The organism is Pseudomonas sp. BP01 (assembly GCF_022760795.1).
Taxonomy (GTDB): Bacteria; Pseudomonadota; Gammaproteobacteria; order Pseudomonadales; family Pseudomonadaceae; genus Aquipseudomonas; species Aquipseudomonas putida_Q.
The window spans coordinates 92,734-114,619 of the sequence record NZ_JAFBKA010000018.1 but is presented as its reverse complement, the minus strand read 5'-3'; the positions used below and the strand labels follow the sequence as shown (position 1 = coordinate 114,619).

Below are 21,886 nucleotides of genomic sequence, written 5' to 3'. Positions count from 1 at the left end.
CAGAATCCCAACCAGAAAAGGCGGCTCCCTGAACAGAGGCGCCTTTTTTGCAGACTCCACCGCGTTATTGGAACCCGAAATGACCGACCAGACTACCCGCCTGCCAGTCCGCCGCGCCCTGATCAGCGTCTCCGACAAGACCGGTATCCTCGAATTCGCCCGTGAGCTGCAGCAGCTCGGTGTCGAGATCCTGTCCACCGGCGGCACCTACAAGCTGCTCAAGGACAACGGCGTGAACGCGGTGGAAGTGGCCGACTACACCGGCTTCGCCGAAATGATGGATGGCCGGGTCAAGACCCTGCACCCGAAAATCCACGGTGGCATCCTCGGCCGTCGCGGCACCGATGACGCCATCATGAACGAGCACGGCATCAAGCCGATCGACCTGGTTGCGGTCAACCTGTACCCGTTCGAAGCCACCATTTCCAAGCCTGGCTGTGACCTGCCGACCGCCATCGAGAACATCGACATCGGCGGCCCGACCATGGTCCGTTCGGCAGCCAAGAACCACAAAGACGTCGCCATCGTGGTCAACGCCGGCGACTACGCCGGCATCGTCGAAGGCCTCAAGGCCGGCGGCCTGACCTACGCCCAGCGCTTCGACCTGATGCTCAAGGCGTTCGAGCACACCGCCGCCTACGACGGCATGATCGCCAACTACATGGGCACCATCGACCAGGCCAAGGACACCCTTTCGACTTCCGCGCGCAGCGAATTCCCGCGCACCTTCAACAGCCAGTTCGTCAAGGCCCAGGAAATGCGCTACGGCGAGAACCCGCACCAGAGCGCGGCGTTCTACGTAGAAGCCAAAAAAGGCGAAGCCAGCATTTCCACCGCCATCCAGCTGCAGGGCAAGGAGCTGTCGTTCAACAACGTGGCCGACACCGACGCCGCGCTGGAGTGCGTGAAGAGCTTCGTCAAGCCGGCCTGTGTCATCGTCAAGCACGCCAACCCGTGCGGCGTGGCTGTTGTGCCTGAAGACGAAGGCGGCATCCGCAAGGCCTACGACCTGGCCTACGCCACCGACACCGAGTCGGCCTTCGGCGGCATCATTGCCTTCAACCGCGAACTGGACGGCGAAACTGCCAAGGCCATCGTCGAGCGCCAGTTCGTCGAAGTGATCATCGCGCCAAAAATTTCCCAGGCTGCCCGCGACGTGGTGGCTGCCAAGCAGAACGTACGCTTGCTGGAATGCGGCGAGTGGCCAGCCGACCGCGCTGCCGGCTGGGACTTCAAGCGGGTCAACGGTGGCCTGCTGGTACAAAGCCGCGATATCGGCATGATCACTGCTGATGACCTGAAGATCGTCACCAAACGTGCCCCGACCGAGCAAGAAATCCACGACCTGGTGTTTGCCTGGAAAGTGGCCAAGTTCGTCAAGTCCAACGCCATTGTCTACGCCAAGCAGCGCCAGACCATCGGCGTGGGTGCAGGCCAGATGAGCCGCGTCAACTCCGCCCGTATTGCTGCAATCAAGGCCGAGCATGCTGGCCTGCAGGTGCAGGGCGCAGTCATGGCATCGGATGCGTTCTTCCCGTTCCGTGATGGCATCGACAATGCGGCTAAAGTGGGTATCAGCGCCGTGATCCAGCCGGGTGGCTCGATGCGTGATGCCGAAGTCATTGCCGCTGCCGATGAGGCAGGTATCGCGATGGTATTCACCGGTATGCGCCACTTCCGCCACTGATTTACGGCAATCGGCCGCACTGAAGCAGGCATCTGCTGCGTTGGGGCCGGTTCCGCTGATGCTCATTGCCAGAAGGCAATTCCGCTCATCGGAACCGGCCCCGCCTTGCATCTACCTGCTTCATTGCGACCTCGTACAGCGTGAGGCTTCGCCTTGCGCCCGAAAGAATTCGAGGTTTTGACATGAAAGTTTTGATCATCGGCAGCGGCGGCCGTGAGCACGCCCTGGCCTGGAAAGTTGCCCAGGACCCACGCGTCGAGAAAGTCTTCGTTGCCCCAGGCAACGCGGGTACCGCCATTGAAGCCAAGTGCGAGAACGTCGCCATCGACGTGTGCGCCCTGGAACAACTGGCCGACTTCGCCGAGAAAAACGTCGACCTGACCATCGTCGGCCCGGAAGCACCGCTGGTCATCGGTGTGGTCGACCTGTTCCGCAGCCGTGGCCTGGACTGCTTCGGCCCAACCAAAGGTGCCGCCCAGCTGGAAGGCTCCAAGGCCTTTACCAAGGACTTCCTGGCGCGTCACAAGATCCCGACCGCCGACTACCAGAACTTCACCGAAATCGAGCCGGCCCTGGCCTACCTGCAAGAAAAAGGTGCGCCGATCGTGATCAAGGCCGACGGCCTGGCTGCGGGCAAAGGCGTGATCGTCGCCATGACCCTCGAAGAAGCCGAAGCCGCCGTGCGTGACATGCTGGCCGGCAACGCCTTCGGTGAAGCGGGTTCGCGCGTGGTCATCGAAGAGTTCCTCGACGGCGAAGAAGCCAGCTTCATCGTCATGGTCGACGGCCACAACGTGCTGCCCATGGCCACCAGCCAGGACCACAAGCGCGTCGGCGACCAGGACACCGGCCCGAACACCGGCGGCATGGGTGCCTACTCCCCTGCCCCGGTGGTCACTGCCGACGTGCATCAACGCGTGATGGACCAGGTTATCTGGCCAACCGTGCGCGGCATGGCCGAGGAAGGCAACGTGTATACCGGCTTCCTCTACGCAGGCCTGATGATCGACAAGGCGGGCAACCCCAAAGTCATCGAGTTCAACTGCCGCTTCGGCGACCCTGAGACCCAGCCCGTCATGCTGCGACTGGAGTCGAGCCTGGTGCTGTTGATCGAAGCCGCCTTCGCCAAGGCGCTGGACAAGGTCGAAGCGCAATGGGACCCGCGCCCGAGCCTGGGCGTTGTGCTGGCGGCTGGCGGTTACCCGGGCGACTACGCCAAGGGCGACGTGATCAGCGGCCTGGACGCAGCAGCCAAGATCGAAGGCAAGGTGTTCCATGCCGGTACTTCGCTCAAGGACGGCCAAGTGGCCACCAACGGCGGGCGCGTGCTGTGCGCCACGGCAATGGGCAGCACGGTTGCCGATGCGCAGCAGCAGGCTTACCGCCTGGCCAAGGAAGTGAGCTGGAACGGCAGTTTCTACCGCACTGACATCGGCTACCGGGCCATTGCCCGCGAGCGCGGTGAGCACCAGCAGTAAGCATTACCGGAACGCCGTGCCGCCCAGGGCTGTCAACCGCCCGGCGCACGGCATCCGGCTCGTCGACAAGGCCCGGCACGGGCCTTGCCTTCGACTTGGCGCGCCGCGCATAGTTAGTACCCGGCACATCGGCTAAGAAGGGATCTCGTAGTGCGTCGGCTTCGGATTGCCTCAGCTCTGATCGTCACCTTGCTGACCCTGCTCTGCATGTTCCCGGCTGCAGCCGAACATGACGCAGGCTGGACCGTTCTGCTCGACGAACAGGCTAACCTGCAACTGAGCGATGTACGCTCCGAGCGCTACCGCAACCAGTTCAGCCCACTGGTGCTTGCCGAACTGGATGCCGCGCCGCCGGAACAGGCCTTGTGGCTGCACTACCGCCTGGAACCAGGCGACCAGGAGCAACTGCTACGGGTATTCGCCCCCGACCTTTCTGGCCTTGACCTGTACGCCCTCGAAGGCGATCAACTTCTGCGTCAGCTGCACCACGGGCGCCAGGCCGGCAATGCCAGCCCGACCCTGCGTGGCAGCGACCATGTACTGCCCCTGCCCAACAGCCGGCAACCGCTGGACATCTACCTGCGCCTGGTCTCCGAGCACCAGTTGCGCCCAGCCATCAGCCTGGAACCTGCGGCCGTAGCCGCCTCGGACCAGAGCCAGCCACTGCTGTTCGGCATGCTGTTCGGCGGCCTGGTCATGTTGATCCTGCACAACCTGATCCGCTTCCTCTACAGCCGCTCCACCACCACCCTGATCCTGGCGCTGTACCACGGCCTGATGCTGCTCAGCGGCCTGATCCTGCTGAACCTCAGTGGCCCCTGGTGGCACGTGTGGCACAACGCGCAAACCCCGGCCGCCTACCTCACGCTGGTACTGGCCGGCCTGGCGGGGCTGTATTTCACCCAGCACTTCTTCACCCCGTGCAACGCCCCGCGGATCAACCGCCTGCTGCAGGGCGAAATGCTGGTGGTCGGGCTCAGCGGGCTGGTGCTGTTGTTTGTCGACACCCTGCCGCTCAACCTGATGACCTACGCCCTGATGGCCCTGGGCAGCGTGAGCATGCTGCTGGTCAGCAGCTACCACTGGTACCGGGGCTACGCGCCCGGCCGCTTGTTCAGCCTGGCCATGGTGGTGTTCAACCTGGGGGGGCTGGTGCTGCTGCCGGCACTGCTAGGCCTGACCCGCACCTCGACGCCTTGGCTACTGTGCATCCTGCTGGGGCTGGCCGTGGCCAGCGGCCTGCTGCTCAACCTGGCAGTCAGCGAGCGCCTGCGCCGCATGAGCGAGGAGCGCTTCAGCGCCAGCCGCGCCCTGGCCGCCAGCGATGCCGAAATAAACGCCAAGGCCGAGTTCCTGGCCAAGATCAGCCACGAAATCCGCACCCCTATGAACGGTGTGCTGGGCATGACTGAATTGCTGTTGGGCACACCGCTGTCAGTCAAACAGCGTGACTACGTGCAGACCATCCACAGCGCCGGCAACGAGCTGCTGACGCTGATCAACGAAATTCTCGACATTTCCAAGCTGGAATCCCGGCAGATCGAACTGGATGACGTGCAGTTCGACCTCAATGCGCTGATCGAGGATTGCCTGAACATCTTCCGCGCCAAGGCCGAGCAGCAGAACATCGAGCTGATCAGCTTTACCCAGCCGCAAGTCCCGCGGGTGATCAGTGGCGACCCGACGCGTCTGCGTCAGGCCTTGTCGAGCCTGCTGGAAAACGCCCTGAAAAACACCGACCACGGCGAGATCCTGCTGGTGGTGGCGCTGGACCAACGGGGTGAGGTACCGCGCCTGCGCATCGCCGTGCAGGACAGCGGCGAGCCGTTGGCCGCCGCAGACCGTGAAGCCTTGTTGCAGGCCGAGTTGCACAGCCACCACTTCTTGTCCAGCAACAAGCTGGGCGGCCACCTGGGGCTGGTCATCGCCAAGCAGCTGATCGGCCTGATGCAGGGCGAGTTCGGCATAAAAAGCAGCACCGGCATGGGCAACACCCTGTGGCTGACCCTGCCGCTGGACCCTTCTCGCCTGGAACAGCCACCGACCGACCTCGACAGCCCGCTGCGCGATGCCCGCGTGCTGGTAGTGGACGACAATGACACCTGCCGCAAGGTGCTGGTGCAACAGTGCAGCGCCTGGGGCATGAACGTCAGCGCGGTGCCATCAGGCAAGGAGGCCCTGGCGCTTCTGCGCACCAAAGCACACCTGCGCGACTACTTCGACGCCGTGCTGCTGGACCAGAACATGCCCGGCATGACCGGCATGCAGCTGGCCGCCAAGATCAAGGAAGACCCGAGCCTGAACCACGACATCCTGGTGGTGATGCTCACCGGCATCAGCAATGCGCCGAGCAAGGTCATCGCACGCAACGCCGGGGTGAAACGGATACTTGCCAAGCCGGTGGCCGGCTACACGCTGAAAACCACCCTGGCCGAAGAACTGGCCCAGCGCGGCCGCGATCAGGCAGTGCCGGCCAGCCTGCCCGGTGTCCCGCAGGCGCTGGACCTGCCCGGCGACTTCCGCGTGCTGGTTGCCGAGGACAACAGCATTTCGACCAAGGTGATACGCGGCATGCTTGGCAAGCTAAACCTTGAGCCCGACACCGCGTGCAATGGCGAGGAGGCCCTGCAGGCGATGAAAAACCAGCGCTATGACCTGGTGCTGATGGACTGCGAAATGCCGGTTCTGGACGGTTTCTCGGCCACCCAGCAGCTGCGTGCGTGGGAAACCGCGAACCAGCGCCAGCGCACACCGGTGGTGGCGCTGACTGCGCACATTCTTACAGAACACAAGGAACGCGCCCGGCTGGCGGGCATGGACGGGCACATGGCCAAGCCGGTCGAGCTGTCGCAGTTGCGCGAACTGATCCAGTACTGGGCCAATCACCGGGAAGCCAAGGCGGACCCGGCGCATACTTCCTGATCTGTAGTGCTTGTACTGGCCTCATCGCCGGCAAGCCAGCTCCCACCTCGATCGCATCGTTCTCAAGCCATGCGCAGTACCTGTGGGAGCTGGCTTGCCGGCGATGAGGCCAGTGAAGACAACCACAATGCTGCTGATACACTTCCCGTCACCTTCCCTGCAAGGGGCTACCCCATGCTCCATGAGTTGTTTAGCGTCTACCTGAAAATGCTCGTGCTCTACAGCCCGTTCTTCGTGCTGTCGTGCTTCATCAGCCTGACCCGCGGTCACTCCAGCAAGGAGCGCAAGCAACTGGCCTGGAAGGTCGCCTTCGCAGCCCTGGTCGCCAGCGTGCTGCTGTACCTGTTCGGTCGGGTGATCTTCGGCATTTTCGGCATCACCGCCGACGCCTTCCGCATCGGTGCCGGCAGCGTGCTGTTCATTTCGGCATTGGGCATGGCCCAGGGCAAGCCGGCGGTACAGGCCGATAACGTGCAGCAGGATGTAACCATCGTGCCGCTGACCATTCCGCTGACGGTTGGCCCCGGTACCATCGGTGCATTGTTGGTGATGGGTGTAAGCCAGCCGCACTGGGACGACAAACTGCTGGCCATCATCAGTATCGCGCTGGCCAGCTTCACCGTCGGCCTGGTGCTTTACCTGTCGCACGGTATCGAGCGGATCCTGGGCGACCAGGGCCTGCAGATCGTCAGCCGTCTGATGGGGCTGTTCGTCTGTGCCCTGGCGGCGCAGATCATCTTTACCGGGATCAAAGGGTACCTGGTGCCTTAAATGGCATAGTCATGAATGCGCGCGAGGGATACCTTGACCACGCTTTCCTGCACTTTTGGCAATACGCTGTTCTCAAAGGCCAGAATATTGAACCGTACCAGTTCCGCACGCACATTCTTGTAACTGCGCTTGCGGCTCATGAACCCTGCACTGAAAACAGACTGCTTGTCCGCTTCGTGGTAAATCACCATGTCCACCCGGTTATTGCCGGCCGGCGCGCAGGCCAACACTTGAAAGTGTTGCCTCTCGAATGCCTTTTTCTCAAGTTCGTTCAGCACCGAGGGCTTGGTCAGCAACGTCTGGATGGAAACTTTGACCGACGACGCAAAGCTGTTCCCGGCCGGTTTGGACAGGGTCTGCAATACGTGGTCAGTCTGCTGGGTACGCGTCTTGTCCGGCCAATGGATCTGCTCGGCCGTGACAGCATCCCACCCCATGAACTTGAGCTGGTTACGGTAATATGCGAACCAGTCTTTAATCAGCCCCTCCTTGTAAGCGGTATCAGTGGCGCGCTCGGCCATCGCCAAGGCCAGCTTCACCTTGTTTTTCTGCGCGGCATCAATGCCCGGCAAGAACGAAACGATCCCAGCACCGATAACGGCAGACGTGGCTTCACTCATGATGCTGCTCCTGTAGGTTGTGCGTAAGGGTCGAACCGGTAAACGGCCTGTGCATCCTTGGTTTTCATCAAGGCCTGCAATTCATCACGCTGGCGTTGGAAGCGTCCTTCATCCAACGCCAGGGAAACGCCGTTGAACTCGGCCTCGCCCTCAAGGACTTGTTCGCCCAGAAATGTCTCCAGCGAAACGAGCGAGAGTGGCTTGTCGATTTGCAGCGAGATGCTGCACAGGTCCAGCGCCGGCCCCGGCTTGAGTACGCCAAGTTCGATGACCAGCGTGGAGCACTGCGCCTGATCATGCGCGCAGAACTTCAGCAAGTGCCGGAAGCCTTCGGCAGATTGACCAAGGCCCGTCTTTATCGCCGCCAGCACGGCCTCATGGCGAAGCGAACGCATTTTCAGCCACGCTTCAAGTGGCTGTACATGCGCGTTGCGCACCGGGCGCCCTAACGGTTTCAGGTCATGGGTGCTGGCCAGCTTGATCCAGCCCAGTTGGCGGTAGGCCTCCCGATAGGCGGCATACCAGTTTTCATAATGGTCAACGCGTGAACCGGCGTGCTTGTTGGCTACCAACTGTGCGTACAGGATTGAATCGAAAGCGGCCTGACGTTGTGCCTCGACCGCGCCCGGCGAATACAGCAAGGCTGTTCCGCCAATCAACATCAGTTGCTCAGCTGCTCTATCCATCGTGTTACCTCATCACAAAGAACCGAACAAGGCGGCGTTGCGACTACGCCGCCGGGCAATCAGATGTCGTACTCGAGCACGTTCTCGACACTGCGCACGCCGAGTTTGTTTTCTACGGTTTCGCGGATTTTGTCGTAGACAAAGTTATTGAGTGTGAGCACTGCCGTGCCGGCGTAGTACGCGGTCTTGTCCAGCTTCCACTGAATGCCGAGCACGTCGTCGTCCAGTGTTGGGGCAGAGGCCTGGATGCAGCTCACCACCATGACCACATCGTTGTTTGCGGTTTCAATACAGGCGGCCATGCCAACCATGCCCCTGGCTTTGTTCTTGCGCTTGTGGTCGATCACCTTGGCGTCGTTTTCGACAGTGGTCAGTTTGTCGAAGGCCCGCTTTGCCACTTCACCCAGCTTGGTGCCGCCCAGCATCGCATTGCCAACCACACCTATGGTGCGGATGGCCACGGCGCCCACGGTGACGGACAGTTCCGCCGAAGTTTCAAGTTCGAAGGTACGGCGTGGGATGGTAAAGCCCAGGTCACGCATGACATCGATGAATTTGTCGTACCACTCCCGGCTCTGCTTTTCGGCGTTAAACGCTTTGTCGGCGACCAACGTGGCGAAGTGGAAGGCATTTTTCACATCGTGACGGCTTTGCGCAGACATGCCCGCGCCGCAGGCAAGCAGGTTGCCTTCTACCAGGATGGCGGCATCGCTGGTGGTGATTTGGGTTGCATCGGACATTGGAAACTCCTTGATGGTTGCCCCTTGAGTCAGGGGCAATCACCTTAGCCAGCGCGCTGGTCACAAAGCGCGCTGAAGGGTTTCCGACGCAACTAGTTGGCGGTGGGGTACCAACGCGGCGTGTAGGCCCACACCCCACCCGACAGGCGAGGGAATACACAGGTTGTAGAGGAGCCGACCAGAACCATGGTGCGCATATCGACCATTTCCGGCAGCAGCTCGGCCAAGGTGACTACCTTCAGCGTCTGCCCCGGCCTACCGATGTCGCGCCCAAGGACTACAGGCGTGTTCCCCTCGCGGTGGCGACGCACAACCTCCAGCGCAACCCCGAGCTGGTGCGGCCTGGACTTGGAAATCGGGTTGTAGAAGGCCAGCACCAGGTCTGCCTGGGCCGCCAGGTCCAGGCGCTTTTCAATGATCGACCAGGGCTTGAGGTTGTCCGACAGCGACATCACACAGAAGTCATGCCCCAGCGGTGCCCCCGCCTGCGCAGCCGTAGCGAGCGAGGCCGACACCCCAGGCAGGATCTCGAGGTCGACGCGCTGCCAGGCCGGGTCACTGGATTCGTGCAGCGCTTCAAGCACCGCAGCGGCCATGGCGAACACACCAGGGTCGCCCGACGAGACCACCACCACCGAACGGCCTTGTGCCGCCAGCTCGAAGGCATGCCGGGCGCGCTGCATCTCTTCACGGTTGTCGGTGCAGTGCAGCACCTGGTCGTCACGGAACGGCCCGGCCATGCGCACGTAGGTTTCGTAGCCGAGGATGTCCTCGGCGCGTGCCAGCTCGGCCTTGACCGCCGGCACCATCAGTTCAGCGGCTCCCGGGCCCAGGCCGATAACAGCCAGACGACCACGACGGCGGCCAACCTGCGCCACATCGACCGGGGCAGGCGCCACTGCGATGACCACTTCGGCCTGTTCTATCAACTCTGCGCCTGGCAACGCTGCAGCCACCATGCTGGCCACATCGCCTGGCCTGGCAGCGAAGCGCAAGGCGACACCCAAAGCCTGCGCAGCCTCGTGCAAGGCACTGTCGGCCATGGCTTGCTCGTCCGCCAGCACACAGGCAACAGATGGCTCGGCGATACCGGCCTGCTGCAACGCAGCACGAATGCCGTGCAGGTTGCCACCTGCAACACCCACCACCACCGAGCGCGGGTGGATCAGCAGTTCGTCGCGGTTGGCCGGGCGGGCCTGATGCCCCACATGGATGGTGCGCCGGGCTGCTTCGCTGGCAGGCAACTGCACCTGTTGCAACCACGGCGCATCACCTTCGATGCGCACCGCCTCGCCAGCCAGCAAATCAGAGACAAAGCGCTTGCCTTGCTCGATGTCCGCCAATGCATAACCCTGCGGCGGGTTCAGCAGGCAAGTGCCGAAACGCAGCTCGCCACTGGTGGTGATCGCAGCAGCAACGCCCAGTGCCTCTGCGATTTCGCGTGCCATCACGTTCACGCCACCCAGGCCACCGAGCAGCGGCACCACCGCACTGCCATCTTCGGCCACGGCCAGTACCGGCGGCTCGCTGCCCTTCTCGCTGAGCAGGCTGGCCAGGCTGCGGATGACAATGCCCGCAGCGCACAGGGCGATGATCGGCGTATCCTGCTGGTACAACCCGCGCAGGGTATCGCCGAACGAGCTGTACGATTGGTCTGCACCCTCGACGCGCCCTTCCAGGCCATGGATCGTGGCCTGTGGATAACATTGCTGGATACGCTGCGCCGTCACCAGGCTGCCTGGGCCGAGAATGACGATTGCCGGCGCCCTGTGCATGTTCAACCCTGCCATTTTTCCCCCGGCACGATGATCAGCGAGAAGTACGGCGACGACTGTGGGTCGACCTGATCCAGCGGCACGATCTTCTGGTTGGCCATGGTGGCCCGCTCCACATACAGCGCGCGCTCGTGCAGGCCCAGTTCGGTCAGTACTTGGCGTACTTTAGGGAAGTTGCGCCCAAGCTTCATGATCACCGCTGCATCGGCGTCGGCCAGGCGGCGCTTGAGCTCTTCGGCGGGCAACACGCCAGACAAGACCGAGAGGCTCTGGTTGCGGTACACCAGCGGCGCACCCAGCACCGAGGCGCCCCCGAGCATCGAGCACACGCCGGGGATCACTTCGGCTTCATAGCGCTGCGCCAGGCGGTCGTGCAGGTACATGTAGGACCCGTAAAAGAACGGGTCACCTTCGCAGATCACCGCCACGTCGCGACCGGCATCCAGGTGCTCGGCCACCTGCACGCTGGCTTCGTCGTAGAAGTCGCTGATCACCTGCTCGTAGGACAGCGGCGCCGGCAGGGCTTCGGTGGTGACCGGGTAGACCAGCGGCAACAGCGTCTGCTGCGCTTGCAGGTGCGCCTCGATGATGCCAAAGGCATTGCCGCGCTTGCCCTTGGCCACGAAATAGCCGACCACTGGCGCTTCGCGCAGCAGGCGCAGGGCCTTGAGAGTGATCAGTTCAGGGTCGCCCGGGCCCACGCCCAGGCCCAGCAGACGTCCACGCGGCGCCATCACTCCACCTCCGTGGCCAGGGCGTTGACCGCGGCGGCGGCCATCGCGCTGCCGCCCAGGCGGCCTTGCATGATCACGAACGGCACGCCACGGCTGTCGGCAGCGAGCATCGCCTTGGACTCGGCAGCGCCGACGAAACCGACCGGGAAGCCGAGGATCAGCGCCGGCTTGGGTGCACCGGCGTCAATCATCTCCAGCAGGTAGAACAGGGCGGTGGGCGCGTTGCCGATCACCACCACGCTGCCTTCCAGGTACGGGCGCCACAGCTCGAGGGCTACGGCAGAACGGGTGTTGCCGGCGTCCTTGGCCAGGCCCGGCACGCTTGGGTCGCGCAGGGTGCAGATGACTTTGTTGTCGGCTGGCAGGCGGGCGCGGGTGATGCCTTCGGCGACCATGTGCGCATCGCACAGGATCGGCGCGCCGTTAAGCAGCGCCTCGCGCCCGGCCCGGCCGGCGCCTTCGGAGAACTGCAGGCCATCGATGGCGTCGACCATGCCACAGGCGTGGATCACGCGCACGGCGAGCTTTTCGAGGTCTGCGGGAATCCGCTCGAGTCGGGCTTCCTCACGGATGATCCGGAAGGAATTGCGATAGATCTCCTGACCATCGCGGATGTAGTCAATCATCAAGGTGCTCCGTCGGCAGGTCGAGCATGGCGCCTGCTTCATTCAAGGTAAGGTCGGTGCCGCGCAGGGCGCCGAAGCCCGGTTGGCGCGCGTCACGCAGATAAAGGTCATATCGGCCCGGCGAGCGGGCCAGCAGGGTGGCCGGGGCAACATGGGCCACGGCGCAGGAACGGGGGCAGCCAGACAGGTGCACGCTGGCGGGCACGCCAGGGCCCAGCAGCGCGGCCAAGGCAACGGCGTCGGCCTTTGTCTCGCCAAGCGCCTTGGCGCAGCCGCTGGCACCCGTGCAGGCGCTGATGCGCGCCAGCGGTTCATGGTCGTGGCACAGCAGGCCCAGGGCCGACAGTTCAGCCTGAGCTTGGTCGATGTGGTCGGCTTGCAGGTTGGTCAGCACCAGGCTTTGCCAAGGGCTCAGGCGCAAGCTGCCATCGCCCCGTTCACGGGCAACCCGCGCGGCGCCGCGCAGCATGGCCGGGGTCAGGCGGCCTTGCGGCGGGGCTACGCCAAGGGCAACGCCATCTGCCTGCGGCAGCGTGCCCAGCCAAGAGGCGCGGTGCTGTGTGCGTTGCCAGGCGAGCACGGCGGCATCGCGGCGGATGTCCAGGCCGAGCCCATCGACGAAATCGCTTGCCGGGCACACCTCGAGCAGCTGGCGCATGCGCGATTGCATCGGGGTTGCCAGGTCGAGAAAGCGCTCCAGCACCGCACGCACCAGCCCCAGGCCCTGCGCCAGCGGCACGGCGCCGAGCACCTGGCCGTCCGCCGGGCAGCCCGCCAGGCCGAACGCCAGCCAGGTCTGCTGCTCCAGACGCAGGGCCGATAGCCACAGGTCGTGGGGGTGTTGGAGCATGGCCAGGCGTTCGCCGGCATCCAGCTGCACGGCAAACTTGGCCGACAACTGGTGAAAGCGCGGGGTCCCTTCCAACAGGTCGAGGATCTGCCCCGCCAACGGCCGTGCGTCCAGCAGCATCGCCGGGTCATGCCCGGCCAGCGGGCTGATCATCAGGTTGCGCACATCGTCACCGGCCGCGTCGCGCGGGCCCAGGCCGGCTGCGAGCAGTGTCTCCACCAGGGCGCGATGCTCGTTGCCAATGCCGCGGATCTGCAGGTTGCCACGGTTGGTGGCCTCGATCACACCGCCGGCGAAGCGCTCGGCTGCCGACGCCACCGCTTCAGCCTGGTCGGCCAGCAGCAGGCCACCCGGCAGCTTGATGCGGCAGATACCGCCATCACGGGCACTGACAATACGCCACAACCCCGGGCAGGCCGAGGGGCGGGGCGGAACGTTGGGGGCATGGGCCTGCGTCAAAGGGGCGTCCGGCAATCTGTGAAAATGCGCTTGAGTGTAGAAGGCGCGGTATTATGCCTGCTTTGTCCGGCGGCATGAAAAGCCGGTGGTCGAGCATCCTCATCGATTGAGGAGAAATTCAGGACTGTGTCGCCCTCTTCGCGGGCACGCCCGCTCCCACAGGATCATCGCTACCCTCAATGGTTGCGCTGTACCTGTGGGAGCGGGCGTGCCCGCGAAGGGGCGCGAAGCGGCCCCAAAAATGGCGGAATGAAATACATGGCACCCTGGCTGACAGTAGTAGGCATCGGCGAAGACGGCTTCAGTGGCCTGGGCAAGCAGGCCCGGCGCGCGCTGCTGGGCGCTGCGCGGGTCTTCGGCAGCCCGCGCCAGCTGGCCTTGCTGCCGCGCTGCATGCCCGGCGAAAGGCTGGGCTGGCCAAGCCCGTTTTCCTTGGCCCCGGTGCTGGCCCTGCGCGGCGAGCCGGTGTGCGTGCTGGCCAGCGGCGACCCGATGTTCTACGGCGTCGGCGCCAGCCTGGCGCGCCAGGTGCCTGCCGCTGAAATGCGCGTGCTGTCGATGCCCTCCTCCTGCGCCCTGGCCGCCGCCCGCCTGGGCTGGCCGCTGCAGGAGGTGCAAGTGGTGTCGCTGGTGGCCCGTCCCCTGGCGGCGCTGAATGCTTACCTGCACAGCGGTGTGCGCCTGCTGGTGCTGAGCAACGATGGCGACAGCCCGGCGGCAATTGCTGCACTGCTGCGCGAACGTGGCTTCGGGCCAAGCCGCCTGCGGGTTTTCGAGCACCTGGGTGGCCAGGAAGAACGCGAGTTGGCCGGCACCGCCCAGGACTGGCCGCACGCCGATATCGCCACGCTCAACCTGGTGGCCATCGAGTGCCTGGCCGCGCCCGATGCCCTACGCCTGCACCGACTGGCCGGGCTGCCGGACACCGCCTTCCGGCACGACGGCCAGCTGACCAAACGCGATGTCCGCGCCATCACCCTGGCGCGCCTGGCGCCCCAGCCCGGCGAACTGCTGTGGGATGTAGGCGCGGGCTGCGGCTCGATCGGCATCGAATGGATGCGCGCCCACCCCGCCTGCCGCGCCCTGGCCATCGAGGCCGACGAAGGCCGCCAAGGCTTCATCGAACACAACCGGGACGCGCTGGGTGTACCCGGCCTGCAACTGGTCTGCGGCAAGGCACCTGCAGCCCTGCAAGGCCTGGAGCAGCCCGATGCAATCTTCATCGGCGGCGGCGTCACCCGCGAAGGCGTGTTGGACCTGTGCTGGGCCAACCTGCGGCCTGGCGGGCGGCTGGTGGCCAATGCAGTGACCTTGCAAAGCGAACTGGCCCTGGCGCATTTCCGCGAGCAGCACGGTGGTGAGCTGACCCGCATCCATGTCGCCCATGCCCAGCCCCTGGGCGCGTTCGACACCTGGCGCCAGGCGCTGCCGATCACCCTGCTGGAAGTGGTGAAACCCGTCGATGCGTGAAGAAACCCGTGAACAGCCCGCGCCCCTGCGCAGCGGCCTGACCACCGGCAGCTGCGCCACCGCCACAAGCCTGGCAGCCGCGCGCTTGCTGCTGAACGGCGAAAGCAGCGACGCCGTCAGCATTACCCTGCCCAAGGGCAAGGTGGTGCAGATGCGCCTGGAATTCTGCCGCCTGATTGGCGAGCGTGCCGAAGCCGGCACCCTCAAGGATGCTGGCGACGACCCGGACGTGACCCACGGCGCCCTGCTCTACAGCCAGGTACGCCTGCTGGGCGAACCGGGTATCCGCTTTGTCGCCGGCACCGGCGTCGGCACCGTGACCCGCCCGGGGCTGGTGCTGGCGGTGGGTGAGCCGGCCATCAACCCGGTGCCACGGCGCATGATCACTGAACACCTGCAACGCCTGGCCGACGAGTGCGGCTACCTCGGTGGTTTCGAGGTCACGGTCAATGTGCAGGGCGGCGAACAGCTGGCACTCAAGACCATGAACCCGCGCCTGGGCATCCTCGGCGGGCTGTCGATCCTCGGCACCAGCGGTATCGTGCGGCCGTTCTCCTGTGCGGCCTACATCGCTTCGATCCATCAGGGCATCGACGTGGCCCACACCAACGGCTACACGCACATCGCCGCCTGCACCGGCAACGCCAGTGAAGACACCATGCGCCGGGTCTACGGCCTGCCGGAAATCGCCCTGATCGAAATGGGCGATTTCGTCGGCGCAGTGCTCAAGCACCTGCGCAAGGTGCCGGTGCCACGCCTGACCCTGTGTGGTGGCTTCGGCAAGATCAGCAAACTGGCCGCCGGGCACATGGACCTGCACAGCCGTCACTCCAGTATCGACTTGCCGCAACTGGCCGGTTGGGCTGCAGACATTGGCGCCGACGAAACCCTGCAAGCGGCCATAACCGGCGCCAACACCAGCCAGCAAGCGCTCGCACTGGCTCATGCGGCCGGCGTTGCCCTGGGTGACGCGGTGTGCGCCCACGCACTCGCCTTCGCCCGCAGCGTCGTGCCGGCGCAGGTGCAAGTGGAAGTGTTCGCCATCGACCGCCAAGGCGGCATCGTCGGCCGGGCAGGTGTGCAATGACTGCACGCATACTGCTGTTGGGCGGTGTCACTGAAGCCCTCGCCCTTGCCCGCCGCCTCGCCCCACAGCATGTCTATAGCCTGGCCGGTATCGGCCGCGTCCCGCAGGACCTGCAATGCCAGGTACGGGTCGGGGGCTTTGGCGGCGCCGAGGGCCTGGCCAGCTACCTGCGCGAAGCAGGCATCACCCTGCTGATTGATGCCACCCATCCCTATGCCGCGCAAATCAGCCGCAATGCCGCCAGTGCAGCACGCAACGCTGGCATCCCGTGCTGGGCCTTGCGTCGCCCGGCCTGGCAGGCCCAAGCGGGGGATGATTGGCGCGAAGTCGAGGACTGGGCAGGGCTGATAGAGGCGCTCAAGCCGTTTCGCAGACCGCTATTTACGCTGGGGCGTGAACCCCTGCAGCATCTGGAGGAGATTCCGCCGGAGCAGTTCTGGACGCTGCGTGCACTGGAAGCGTGCCCTGGCAACGAGCGCTGCGAAGTGATTGCCGCGCGAGGGCCATTCCATATTGTGGATGAACGGGCGTTGTTCCAGCGCCGCAATATCGATGTGCTGATCAGCAAGAACAGCGGCAGTGTGGCGACCGAGCCGAAGCTCGAGGTGGCGCGGGAGCTTGGTGTGCCGGTGCTGATCCTCAAGCGCCCGGCGTTGCCGGATGTTGACCGCGCATTCGAATCGCAGGCTGACATGGCAGCAGCACTCGACCTGCATCAACACCTCTCGCAAGCACACTAGGGGCCCGCTCCCCAAGAAGACCGTGCCAGCCTTAAAACCTGTATGTGACCGTTACCCTACAGCCCTTTCGGATTTTTCTTTCAGGCCCGCACGTGGCTCTGGGTCCTCCTGCTGCCGTAAACTCAACGCCCCTCCCCCGGAAGGTTTCACCCATATGGAAATGCAATGGTGGATCTGGCTGGTCTTCGGCATCGCGCTGATCCTGCTCGAACTGGTCCTGCCGACGTTCTTCATCCTCTGGTTCGGCATTGGTGCCGTGCTGGTCTCACTCATCTCGCTCGCCGCCCCCAGCCTGCAACTGGACATGCAGGTGCTGCTGTGGGTACTGCTGTCGTCTGTCACCACCGCGCTGTGGTTCAAGGTATTCCGGCGCAAGCAGCCAGACGTGCGCTGGACCGCCGACAGCGTGATCGGCGAAGTGGGCTTGCTGACCGCTGGCGTTTCGGAGTTTCAGAAAGGCCGCGTGCGTTTCCAGAAGCCGATCCTTGGCAGCGAAGAATGGACCTGCGTCGCCGATAGCCAGATCGCCGCCGGCGAACGGGTACGCCTGACCGCCATTGAGGGCAACACTGCCCGAGTCATCCGGGCCTGAACCCGCACTAAAAGGAATTTCGCATCATGACCAGCCTCATCGTCGTCGCCGCCATCGCCCTGTTCGTCCTGATCACCGTGTTCAAGGGGGTACGTATCGTGCCCCAGGGCGAGGAATGGATCGTCGAGCGCCTGGGCCGCTACCACAGTACCCTCAAGCCCGGCCTGAACATCCTCATCCCGTACATGGATGTGGTCGCCTATCGCCTGCCGACCAAAGACATCATCCTCGATGTGCAGCAGCAGGAAATCATCACCAGGGACAACGCCGTCATCGTTGCCAACGCCCTGTGCTTCGCCAAAGTGGTCGACCCGCAGAAGGCCTCCTATGGCGTGCAAAACTTCTCGTTCGCCGTCACCAGCCTGACCATGACTTCGCTGCGCGCCATCGTCGGCGCCATGGACCTGGACGAAGCGCTGTCCAGCCGCGAGCAGATCAAGGCACGCCTGCGCGAGGCAATGTCGGAGCAGACCGAAGACTGGGGCGTGACCGTGCGCTCGGTGGAAATCCAGGACATCAAGCCTTCGGAAAACATGCAACTGGCCATGGAGCGCCAGGCGGCGGCAGAGCGTGAGCGCAAGGCCGATGTGACCCGCGCCGAAGGTGCCAAGCAGGCCGCGATCCTTGAAGCGGAAGCACGCCTGCAGGCGGCCAGGCTGGATGCCGAAGCACAGATCAGCCTGGCCGAGGCCTCGGCGCGGGCGATTTCGCTGGTCAAGGAAGCGGTAGGCAACGAGACCGTGCCGGCGATGTATTTGCTGGGTGAGCGTTATGTCGGGGCCATGGAGAACCTGGCGAGCAGCAGCAATGCCAAGGTGGTGGTGCTGCCGGCGGACCTGCAGGAAACCGTGCGTGGCCTGATGGGCCGTAACAAGGCTTGAGATTGATTTCACCCTCTTCGCGGGCACGCCCGCTCCCACAGGTACCCCGCAGCTCTCAAGGTTGTTGGTAATCCTGTGGGAGCGGGCGTGCCCGCGAAGCAGGCGACACCGGTTCAACTGCCTGCCTGCGTCACTTCACCGCACCCCGCCTTTTTTACCTATACTGCGCCTTACAATACCCACCACGATTCCTGACCGGATCTCTCCATGCCCCCACGTCGGCACATTGCCTGGATAGCCTGCCTTGCAGTGCTGTTCAACCTGCTGGCCATGCCGCTGGCCTCTGCCGTGCCCAAGGGCCCGGCCGAGCAGCTGCTGTGGGGGGCTTTCTGTTCCAGCATGGCCAACAAGGCCAAGGTCGACGTCCAGGCCCTGGCCAAGATCGACCTCGGCCCGCAAAGCGACGACAGCGCCAGCATGATGAATTGCTGGTGCTGCTCGGGCGCTGCACCACTGCTGGCCCTGCCCGGCTACCCGCCGCAGCTGCACAACCCGCCAACACTGGTTGCCGGCCTGCTGCCGCCCCCCGCCGACTACCAACCCACGCCGCGCCAGCTCTGGCCCGCGTTAAACCCCCGTGCCTCTCCGCTGGCCTGAGTTCATCCCGCTGTCTGCCTGAACCTGAACAGAACGGAGATTCACCATGCTCAAGCACGCCCTCGTCATGGCCGCCCTGCTGCTGCCCGGCGCCTTTGCCAATGCCCACGAATACAGCGTGGGCGACCTGCACATCGCCCACCCCTGGTCGCTGCAGCTGCCCCCCAACGCCCCCAATGTCGCCGCGTATTTCGTGGTGCACAACAATGGCCAGGCCGATGACCGCCTGCTGAGCGTCGACAGCCCTATCAGCGATGACGCGCAACTGCACGAGCATGCCATGAGCGCCAGCGGCGCCATGAAGATGCAGCAAGTACCCAGCGTGGTGGTGCCTGCCGGCAAGGACCTGACCTTCGCCCCCAGCGCCTATCATGTGATGCTGATGCAGCCCAAGGACCGCAGCCTGCTCAGCGACGGCAAGCGCTTCCCGTTGACCCTGCATTTCGAAAAGGCCGGCGACGTCACCGTCGAAGTGGCCGTGCAGAAGCAGGCGCCAGCGGACCAGCCGCAAGCCCACGAACACGCGCACTGACACCTGCTGACAGGCACCCGCCATGAGCCTGCCGCGCAACAGCATCAGCCGTACCACCCGCCCTGACCGCAGGCGCGCCGGTGGCGGATGGCTGAGCCTGTTCGCCATGTGGATGATCTTCATCGGCCCGCTGATTTCCCAGTCGATGCCGATGGACCACCACGCCGGCATGAGCATGCCGATGGACATGCCGATGGCGGCTGCCCACCAGCATGGCGGCGACACCCATCACGGCCACGGCGGTGATGGCCAGCTGCATGTGATGTGGGAAAAGTGCGGTTACTGCAGCCTGTTGTTCAACTGCCCGGCCCTGCCCCAGGCCCTCAGCCCGCTCAGCGCCGGCAGCGTCGTCCCCACCACCCACCTGCTTGCACCAACGCACCAGGGCCATGCCCGGCAGGCTGTATTCCCCGGTGCGCGCAGCCGCGCCCCACCCTCCTCGATCAGCGTCTGAACCCACATTTTGCGCACGGAGCCAGGAGGCTTCGCGCTAACTCATGACTGATCGACTGGAATCATTATGTCCGGCTGCACCCCTGTTTTTGCCTTGTCCCTGCGTGGGGCCATCGCCGCCGTGTGCGGCTCGCTGCTCGCGCCCGTGGCCCTGGCCGCCGACCCTGGCCATGACGGCCATGCGCACGACGCACCCGAGCTGAGCCCGACGGTGATCACCGCCGTGGCCCCGAGTTCGCCACTGACCGTGGTCACCAACCCGAAAGACCCGCGCCAGCCGGTGCCGGCCAGCGACGGCGCCGACTACCTGAAGACCATCCCAGGCTTTTCGGCGATCCGTGCCGGCGGTACCAACGGCGACCCGGTGCTGCGCGGCATGTTCGGCTCGCGCCTGAACATCCTCACCAACGGCGGCCTGATGCTGGGCGCCTGCCCCAACCGCATGGACGCCCCCACCTCCTACATTTCGCCAGAGACCTACGACCGCCTGACCGTGATCAAAGGCCCGCAAAGCGTGATCTGGGGCCCGGGCGGCTCGGCAGGCACCATTCTCTTCGAGCGTGAACCTGAAAAGTTCGGCACCCTCGGCAGCCGCGTAAACGCCAGCCTGCTGGCCGGCTCCAACGGCCGCTTCGACAAGGTGCTGGATGCCGCCGCCGGCAACAGCCAGGCCTACGCCCGCTTCGTCGGCAACCAGTCACGCTCGGATGATTACCACGACGGCAACAACGACACCGTGCCGTCGCGCTGGGAAAAATGGAACGGCGATGTCGCCCTCGGCTGGACGCCCGATCAGGACACCCTGCTGGAGCTGACGGCCGGCAAGGGCGATGGCGAGGCCCGCTATGCCGGGCGCGGCATGGACGGCTCGCAGTTCAAGCGCGAAAGCCTGGGCCTGCGCTTTGAAAAGTCCAACCTCGGCGAGGTGCTCGACAAGGTCGAGGCGCAGGTCTACTACAACTATGCCGACCATGTGATGGACAACTACAGCCTGCGCACGCCCTCGGGCAGCGGCATGATGGGCATGCCGATGGTCAGCAACGTCGACCGTCGCACCCTGGGCGCACGCATCAAGGCCACCTGGCGGTGGGCCGATGTGCAGCTGATCAGTGGCATCGACGCGCAAACCAACGAACATCGCCAACGTGGCGGCATGGGCGTAGACGCACACAAGGGCCAGGCCTGGACCAAGGACGCCGACTTCCACAACTACGGTGCCTTCAGCGAACTGACCTGGTACGTCAGCGGTGAAGACCGGCTGATCACCGGTGCCCGCCTGGACCGCGCCTCGGCCCGCGACTTCCGTAAAGGCAGCGCCGCAGAAGGTGATAGCCGCGCCGACACCCTGCCCAGCGGTTTCATACGCTACGAGCACGACCTGGCAGCCATCCCGGCCACCACCTATATCGGCCTCGGCCATGCCCAGCGTTTCCCCGATTACTGGGAGCTGTTCTCGCCCAAGCTGGCACCGCCCGGTGCAGCAAATGCCTTCGACGGCATCAAGCCAGAGAAGACCACCCAGCTCGACTTCGGCATCCAGTACCGCACTGAGCGCCTGGAAGCCTGGGCTTCGGGCTATGTAGGGCAGATCCGCGACTACATCCTGTTCGACTACCGCACCGGCATGATGGGCATGAGCACGTCCCAGGCACAGAACATCGACGCCCGCATCATGGGCGGCGAACTGGGGGCCGCCTACCAGCTGACCGAAAACTGGAAGGCCGACGGCACGCTGGCCTACGCTTGGGGCAAGAACAGCAGTGATGGCAAAGCGCTACCTCAGATGCCGCCGCTGGAAAGCCGCCTGGGCCTGACCTACAGCCGCGACGTTTGGAGCGTCGGCGCACTGTGGCGGCTGGTAGCTGCGCAGAACCGCATCGCCGAGAACCAAGGCAACGTGGTCGGCAAGGACTACGACAAGAGCGCCGGCTTCGGCGTGTTCTCCCTGAACGGCGCCTACAAGGTGAACGACAACCTCAAGCTCAGCGCGGGGGTCGACAACCTGTTCGACAAAACCTACGCCGAGCACTTGAACCTGGCCGGGAACGCCGGGTTCGGCTACCCGGCTACCGATCCACAGCCGGTCAACGAGCCAGGCAGGACCTTCTGGACCAAGGTCGACTTCAGCTTCTGACAACAACCACGGGCGCAGCTTCGGTTGCGCCCATCTGCTGGTCAAACAGGAG

20 protein-coding genes are annotated in these 21,886 nt (G+C 64.4%); 13 read left to right on the top strand and 7 right to left on the bottom strand.

Annotated elements, in window-relative coordinates:
• The first annotated feature begins 79 nt into the window (after window positions 1-79).
• The 4 genes from purH (at window position 80) to JOY50_RS17610 (ending at window position 6,858) form a co-directional block, all read left to right on the top strand.
• Window positions 80-1,687 carry a bifunctional phosphoribosylaminoimidazolecarboxamide formyltransferase/IMP cyclohydrolase gene (purH, locus tag JOY50_RS17625; protein ID WP_132844156.1) on the top strand — a complete coding sequence of 536 codons (1,608 nt, stop codon included), beginning with the start codon at window positions 80-82 and terminating at the stop codon, window positions 1,685-1,687.
• Between the two features lie 182 nt (window positions 1,688-1,869).
• The gene (gene purD, locus JOY50_RS17620) at window positions 1,870-3,165 is read left to right on the top strand and encodes a phosphoribosylamine--glycine ligase (RefSeq protein WP_019472784.1); all 1,296 of its coding nucleotides are present in this window, start codon (window positions 1,870-1,872) and stop codon (window positions 3,163-3,165) included.
• Window positions 3,166-3,315: 150 nt separating this feature from the next.
• Window positions 3,316-6,087, top strand: a complete 2,772-nt coding sequence (locus JOY50_RS17615) for a hybrid sensor histidine kinase/response regulator (protein WP_132844152.1) — start codon at window positions 3,316-3,318, stop codon at window positions 6,085-6,087.
• 174 nt (window positions 6,088-6,261) lie between these two features.
• Window positions 6,262-6,858: a MarC family protein gene (locus JOY50_RS17610; RefSeq protein ID WP_132844149.1), complete on the top strand. Its 597-nt coding sequence runs from the start codon at window positions 6,262-6,264 to the stop codon at window positions 6,856-6,858.
• Here JOY50_RS17610 and JOY50_RS17605 read toward each other — a convergent pair.
• From JOY50_RS17605 to cobG, 7 genes are all read right to left on the bottom strand, one after another.
• Window positions 6,855-7,478 carry a hypothetical protein gene (locus JOY50_RS17605; RefSeq protein WP_243055586.1) on the bottom strand — a complete coding sequence of 208 codons (624 nt, stop codon included), beginning with the start codon at window positions 7,476-7,478 and terminating at the stop codon, window positions 6,855-6,857. The genes JOY50_RS17610 and JOY50_RS17605 overlap by 4 nt on opposite strands.
• Window positions 7,475-8,140 (bottom strand): hypothetical protein, encoded by a 666-nt coding sequence (locus JOY50_RS17600; protein ID WP_238341924.1) that lies wholly within the window; start codon window positions 8,138-8,140, stop codon window positions 7,475-7,477. Before JOY50_RS17600 ends, JOY50_RS17605 begins: the two co-directional genes overlap by 4 nt.
• Before the next feature lie 83 nt (window positions 8,141-8,223).
• Window positions 8,224-8,904: a hypothetical protein gene (locus JOY50_RS17595; protein ID WP_132844143.1), complete on the bottom strand. Its 681-nt coding sequence runs from the start codon at window positions 8,902-8,904 to the stop codon at window positions 8,224-8,226.
• Between the two features lie 92 nt (window positions 8,905-8,996).
• Complete coding sequence (gene cobJ / locus JOY50_RS17590; protein ID WP_243055585.1) at window positions 8,997-10,694, bottom strand: precorrin-3B C(17)-methyltransferase; 1,698 nt, start codon at window positions 10,692-10,694, stop codon at window positions 8,997-8,999.
• A complete protein-coding gene (locus JOY50_RS17585) occupies window positions 10,682-11,413 on the bottom strand; it encodes a precorrin-2 C(20)-methyltransferase (RefSeq protein ID WP_132844139.1) in 732 nt (243 codons plus the stop codon). Before JOY50_RS17585 ends, cobJ begins: the two co-directional genes overlap by 13 nt.
• Window positions 11,413-12,039, bottom strand: a complete 627-nt coding sequence (locus JOY50_RS17580) for a precorrin-8X methylmutase (protein ID WP_016489386.1) — start codon at window positions 12,037-12,039, stop codon at window positions 11,413-11,415. Before JOY50_RS17580 ends, JOY50_RS17585 begins: the two co-directional genes overlap by 1 nt.
• Window positions 12,032-13,363 (bottom strand): precorrin-3B synthase, encoded by a 1,332-nt coding sequence (gene cobG, locus JOY50_RS17575; protein WP_243055584.1) that lies wholly within the window; start codon window positions 13,361-13,363, stop codon window positions 12,032-12,034. Before cobG ends, JOY50_RS17580 begins: the two co-directional genes overlap by 8 nt.
• 243 nt (window positions 13,364-13,606) lie before the next feature.
• Here cobG and cbiE point away from each other — a divergent pair, with 243 nt between their 5' ends.
• The 9 genes from cbiE (at window position 13,607) to JOY50_RS17530 (ending at window position 21,834) form a co-directional block, all read left to right on the top strand.
• Window positions 13,607-14,818: a precorrin-6y C5,15-methyltransferase (decarboxylating) subunit CbiE gene (gene cbiE / locus JOY50_RS17570; RefSeq protein WP_243055583.1), complete on the top strand. Its 1,212-nt coding sequence runs from the start codon at window positions 13,607-13,609 to the stop codon at window positions 14,816-14,818.
• Window positions 14,811-15,905, top strand: coding sequence for a cobalt-precorrin-5B (C(1))-methyltransferase (locus tag JOY50_RS17565; RefSeq protein WP_132844132.1), 1,095 nt, complete (start codon window positions 14,811-14,813; stop codon window positions 15,903-15,905). Before cbiE ends, JOY50_RS17565 begins: the two co-directional genes overlap by 8 nt.
• Window positions 15,902-16,645: a cobalt-precorrin-6A reductase gene (locus tag JOY50_RS17560; protein ID WP_132844130.1), complete on the top strand. Its 744-nt coding sequence runs from the start codon at window positions 15,902-15,904 to the stop codon at window positions 16,643-16,645. Before JOY50_RS17565 ends, JOY50_RS17560 begins: the two co-directional genes overlap by 4 nt.
• A 154-nt stretch (window positions 16,646-16,799) precedes the next feature.
• A complete protein-coding gene (locus JOY50_RS17555; protein ID WP_019473767.1) occupies window positions 16,800-17,237 on the top strand; it encodes an NfeD family protein in 438 nt (145 codons plus the stop codon).
• A 26-nt stretch (window positions 17,238-17,263) separates the two neighbouring features.
• The gene (locus JOY50_RS17550) at window positions 17,264-18,118 is read left to right on the top strand and encodes an SPFH domain-containing protein (RefSeq protein WP_132844128.1); all 855 of its coding nucleotides are present in this window, start codon (window positions 17,264-17,266) and stop codon (window positions 18,116-18,118) included.
• A gap of 207 nt (window positions 18,119-18,325) precedes the next feature.
• A complete protein-coding gene (locus JOY50_RS17545; RefSeq protein WP_019473766.1) occupies window positions 18,326-18,715 on the top strand; it encodes a DUF2946 domain-containing protein in 390 nt (129 codons plus the stop codon).
• Between the two features lie 46 nt (window positions 18,716-18,761).
• Window positions 18,762-19,247, top strand: a complete 486-nt coding sequence (locus JOY50_RS17540; RefSeq protein ID WP_063422750.1) for a copper chaperone PCu(A)C — start codon at window positions 18,762-18,764, stop codon at window positions 19,245-19,247.
• 22 nt (window positions 19,248-19,269) lie between these two features.
• Window positions 19,270-19,701, top strand: coding sequence for a DUF2946 domain-containing protein (locus JOY50_RS17535; protein ID WP_132844125.1), 432 nt, complete (start codon window positions 19,270-19,272; stop codon window positions 19,699-19,701).
• A gap of 66 nt (window positions 19,702-19,767) precedes the next feature.
• Window positions 19,768-21,834, top strand: coding sequence for a TonB-dependent copper receptor (locus tag JOY50_RS17530; protein WP_243055582.1), 2,067 nt, complete (start codon window positions 19,768-19,770; stop codon window positions 21,832-21,834).
• Window positions 21,835-21,886 lie beyond the last annotated feature (52 nt).

Coding starts and splice junctions, on each gene's coding strand:
- purH (WP_132844156.1), top strand. CDS start 80: ATGACCGACCAGACTACCCGCCTGCCAGTCCGCCGCGCCCTGATCAGC.
- purD (WP_019472784.1), top strand. CDS start 1,870: ATGAAAGTTTTGATCATCGGCAGCGGCGGCCGTGAGCACGCCCTGGCC.
- JOY50_RS17610 (WP_132844149.1), top strand. CDS start 6,262: ATGCTCCATGAGTTGTTTAGCGTCTACCTGAAAATGCTCGTGCTCTAC.
- JOY50_RS17605 (WP_243055586.1), bottom strand. CDS start 7,478: ATGAGTGAAGCCACGTCTGCCGTTATCGGTGCTGGGATCGTTTCGTTC.
- JOY50_RS17600 (WP_238341924.1), bottom strand. CDS start 8,140: ATGTTGATTGGCGGAACAGCCTTGCTGTATTCGCCGGGCGCGGTCGAG.
- JOY50_RS17595 (WP_132844143.1), bottom strand. CDS start 8,904: ATGTCCGATGCAACCCAAATCACCACCAGCGATGCCGCCATCCTGGTA.
- cobJ (WP_243055585.1), bottom strand. CDS start 10,694: ATGGCAGGGTTGAACATGCACAGGGCGCCGGCAATCGTCATTCTCGGC.
- JOY50_RS17585 (WP_132844139.1), bottom strand. CDS start 11,413: ATGGCGCCGCGTGGACGTCTGCTGGGCCTGGGCGTGGGCCCGGGCGAC.
- JOY50_RS17580 (WP_016489386.1), bottom strand. CDS start 12,039: ATGATTGACTACATCCGCGATGGTCAGGAGATCTATCGCAATTCCTTC.
- cbiE (WP_243055583.1), top strand. CDS start 13,607: ATGGCACCCTGGCTGACAGTAGTAGGCATCGGCGAAGACGGCTTCAGT.
- JOY50_RS17565 (WP_132844132.1), top strand. CDS start 14,811: ATGCGTGAAGAAACCCGTGAACAGCCCGCGCCCCTGCGCAGCGGCCTG.
- JOY50_RS17560 (WP_132844130.1), top strand. CDS start 15,902: ATGACTGCACGCATACTGCTGTTGGGCGGTGTCACTGAAGCCCTCGCC.
- JOY50_RS17555 (WP_019473767.1), top strand. CDS start 16,800: ATGGAAATGCAATGGTGGATCTGGCTGGTCTTCGGCATCGCGCTGATC.
- JOY50_RS17550 (WP_132844128.1), top strand. CDS start 17,264: ATGACCAGCCTCATCGTCGTCGCCGCCATCGCCCTGTTCGTCCTGATC.
- JOY50_RS17545 (WP_019473766.1), top strand. CDS start 18,326: ATGCCCCCACGTCGGCACATTGCCTGGATAGCCTGCCTTGCAGTGCTG.
- JOY50_RS17540 (WP_063422750.1), top strand. CDS start 18,762: ATGCTCAAGCACGCCCTCGTCATGGCCGCCCTGCTGCTGCCCGGCGCC.
- JOY50_RS17535 (WP_132844125.1), top strand. CDS start 19,270: ATGAGCCTGCCGCGCAACAGCATCAGCCGTACCACCCGCCCTGACCGC.
- JOY50_RS17530 (WP_243055582.1), top strand. CDS start 19,768: ATGTCCGGCTGCACCCCTGTTTTTGCCTTGTCCCTGCGTGGGGCCATC.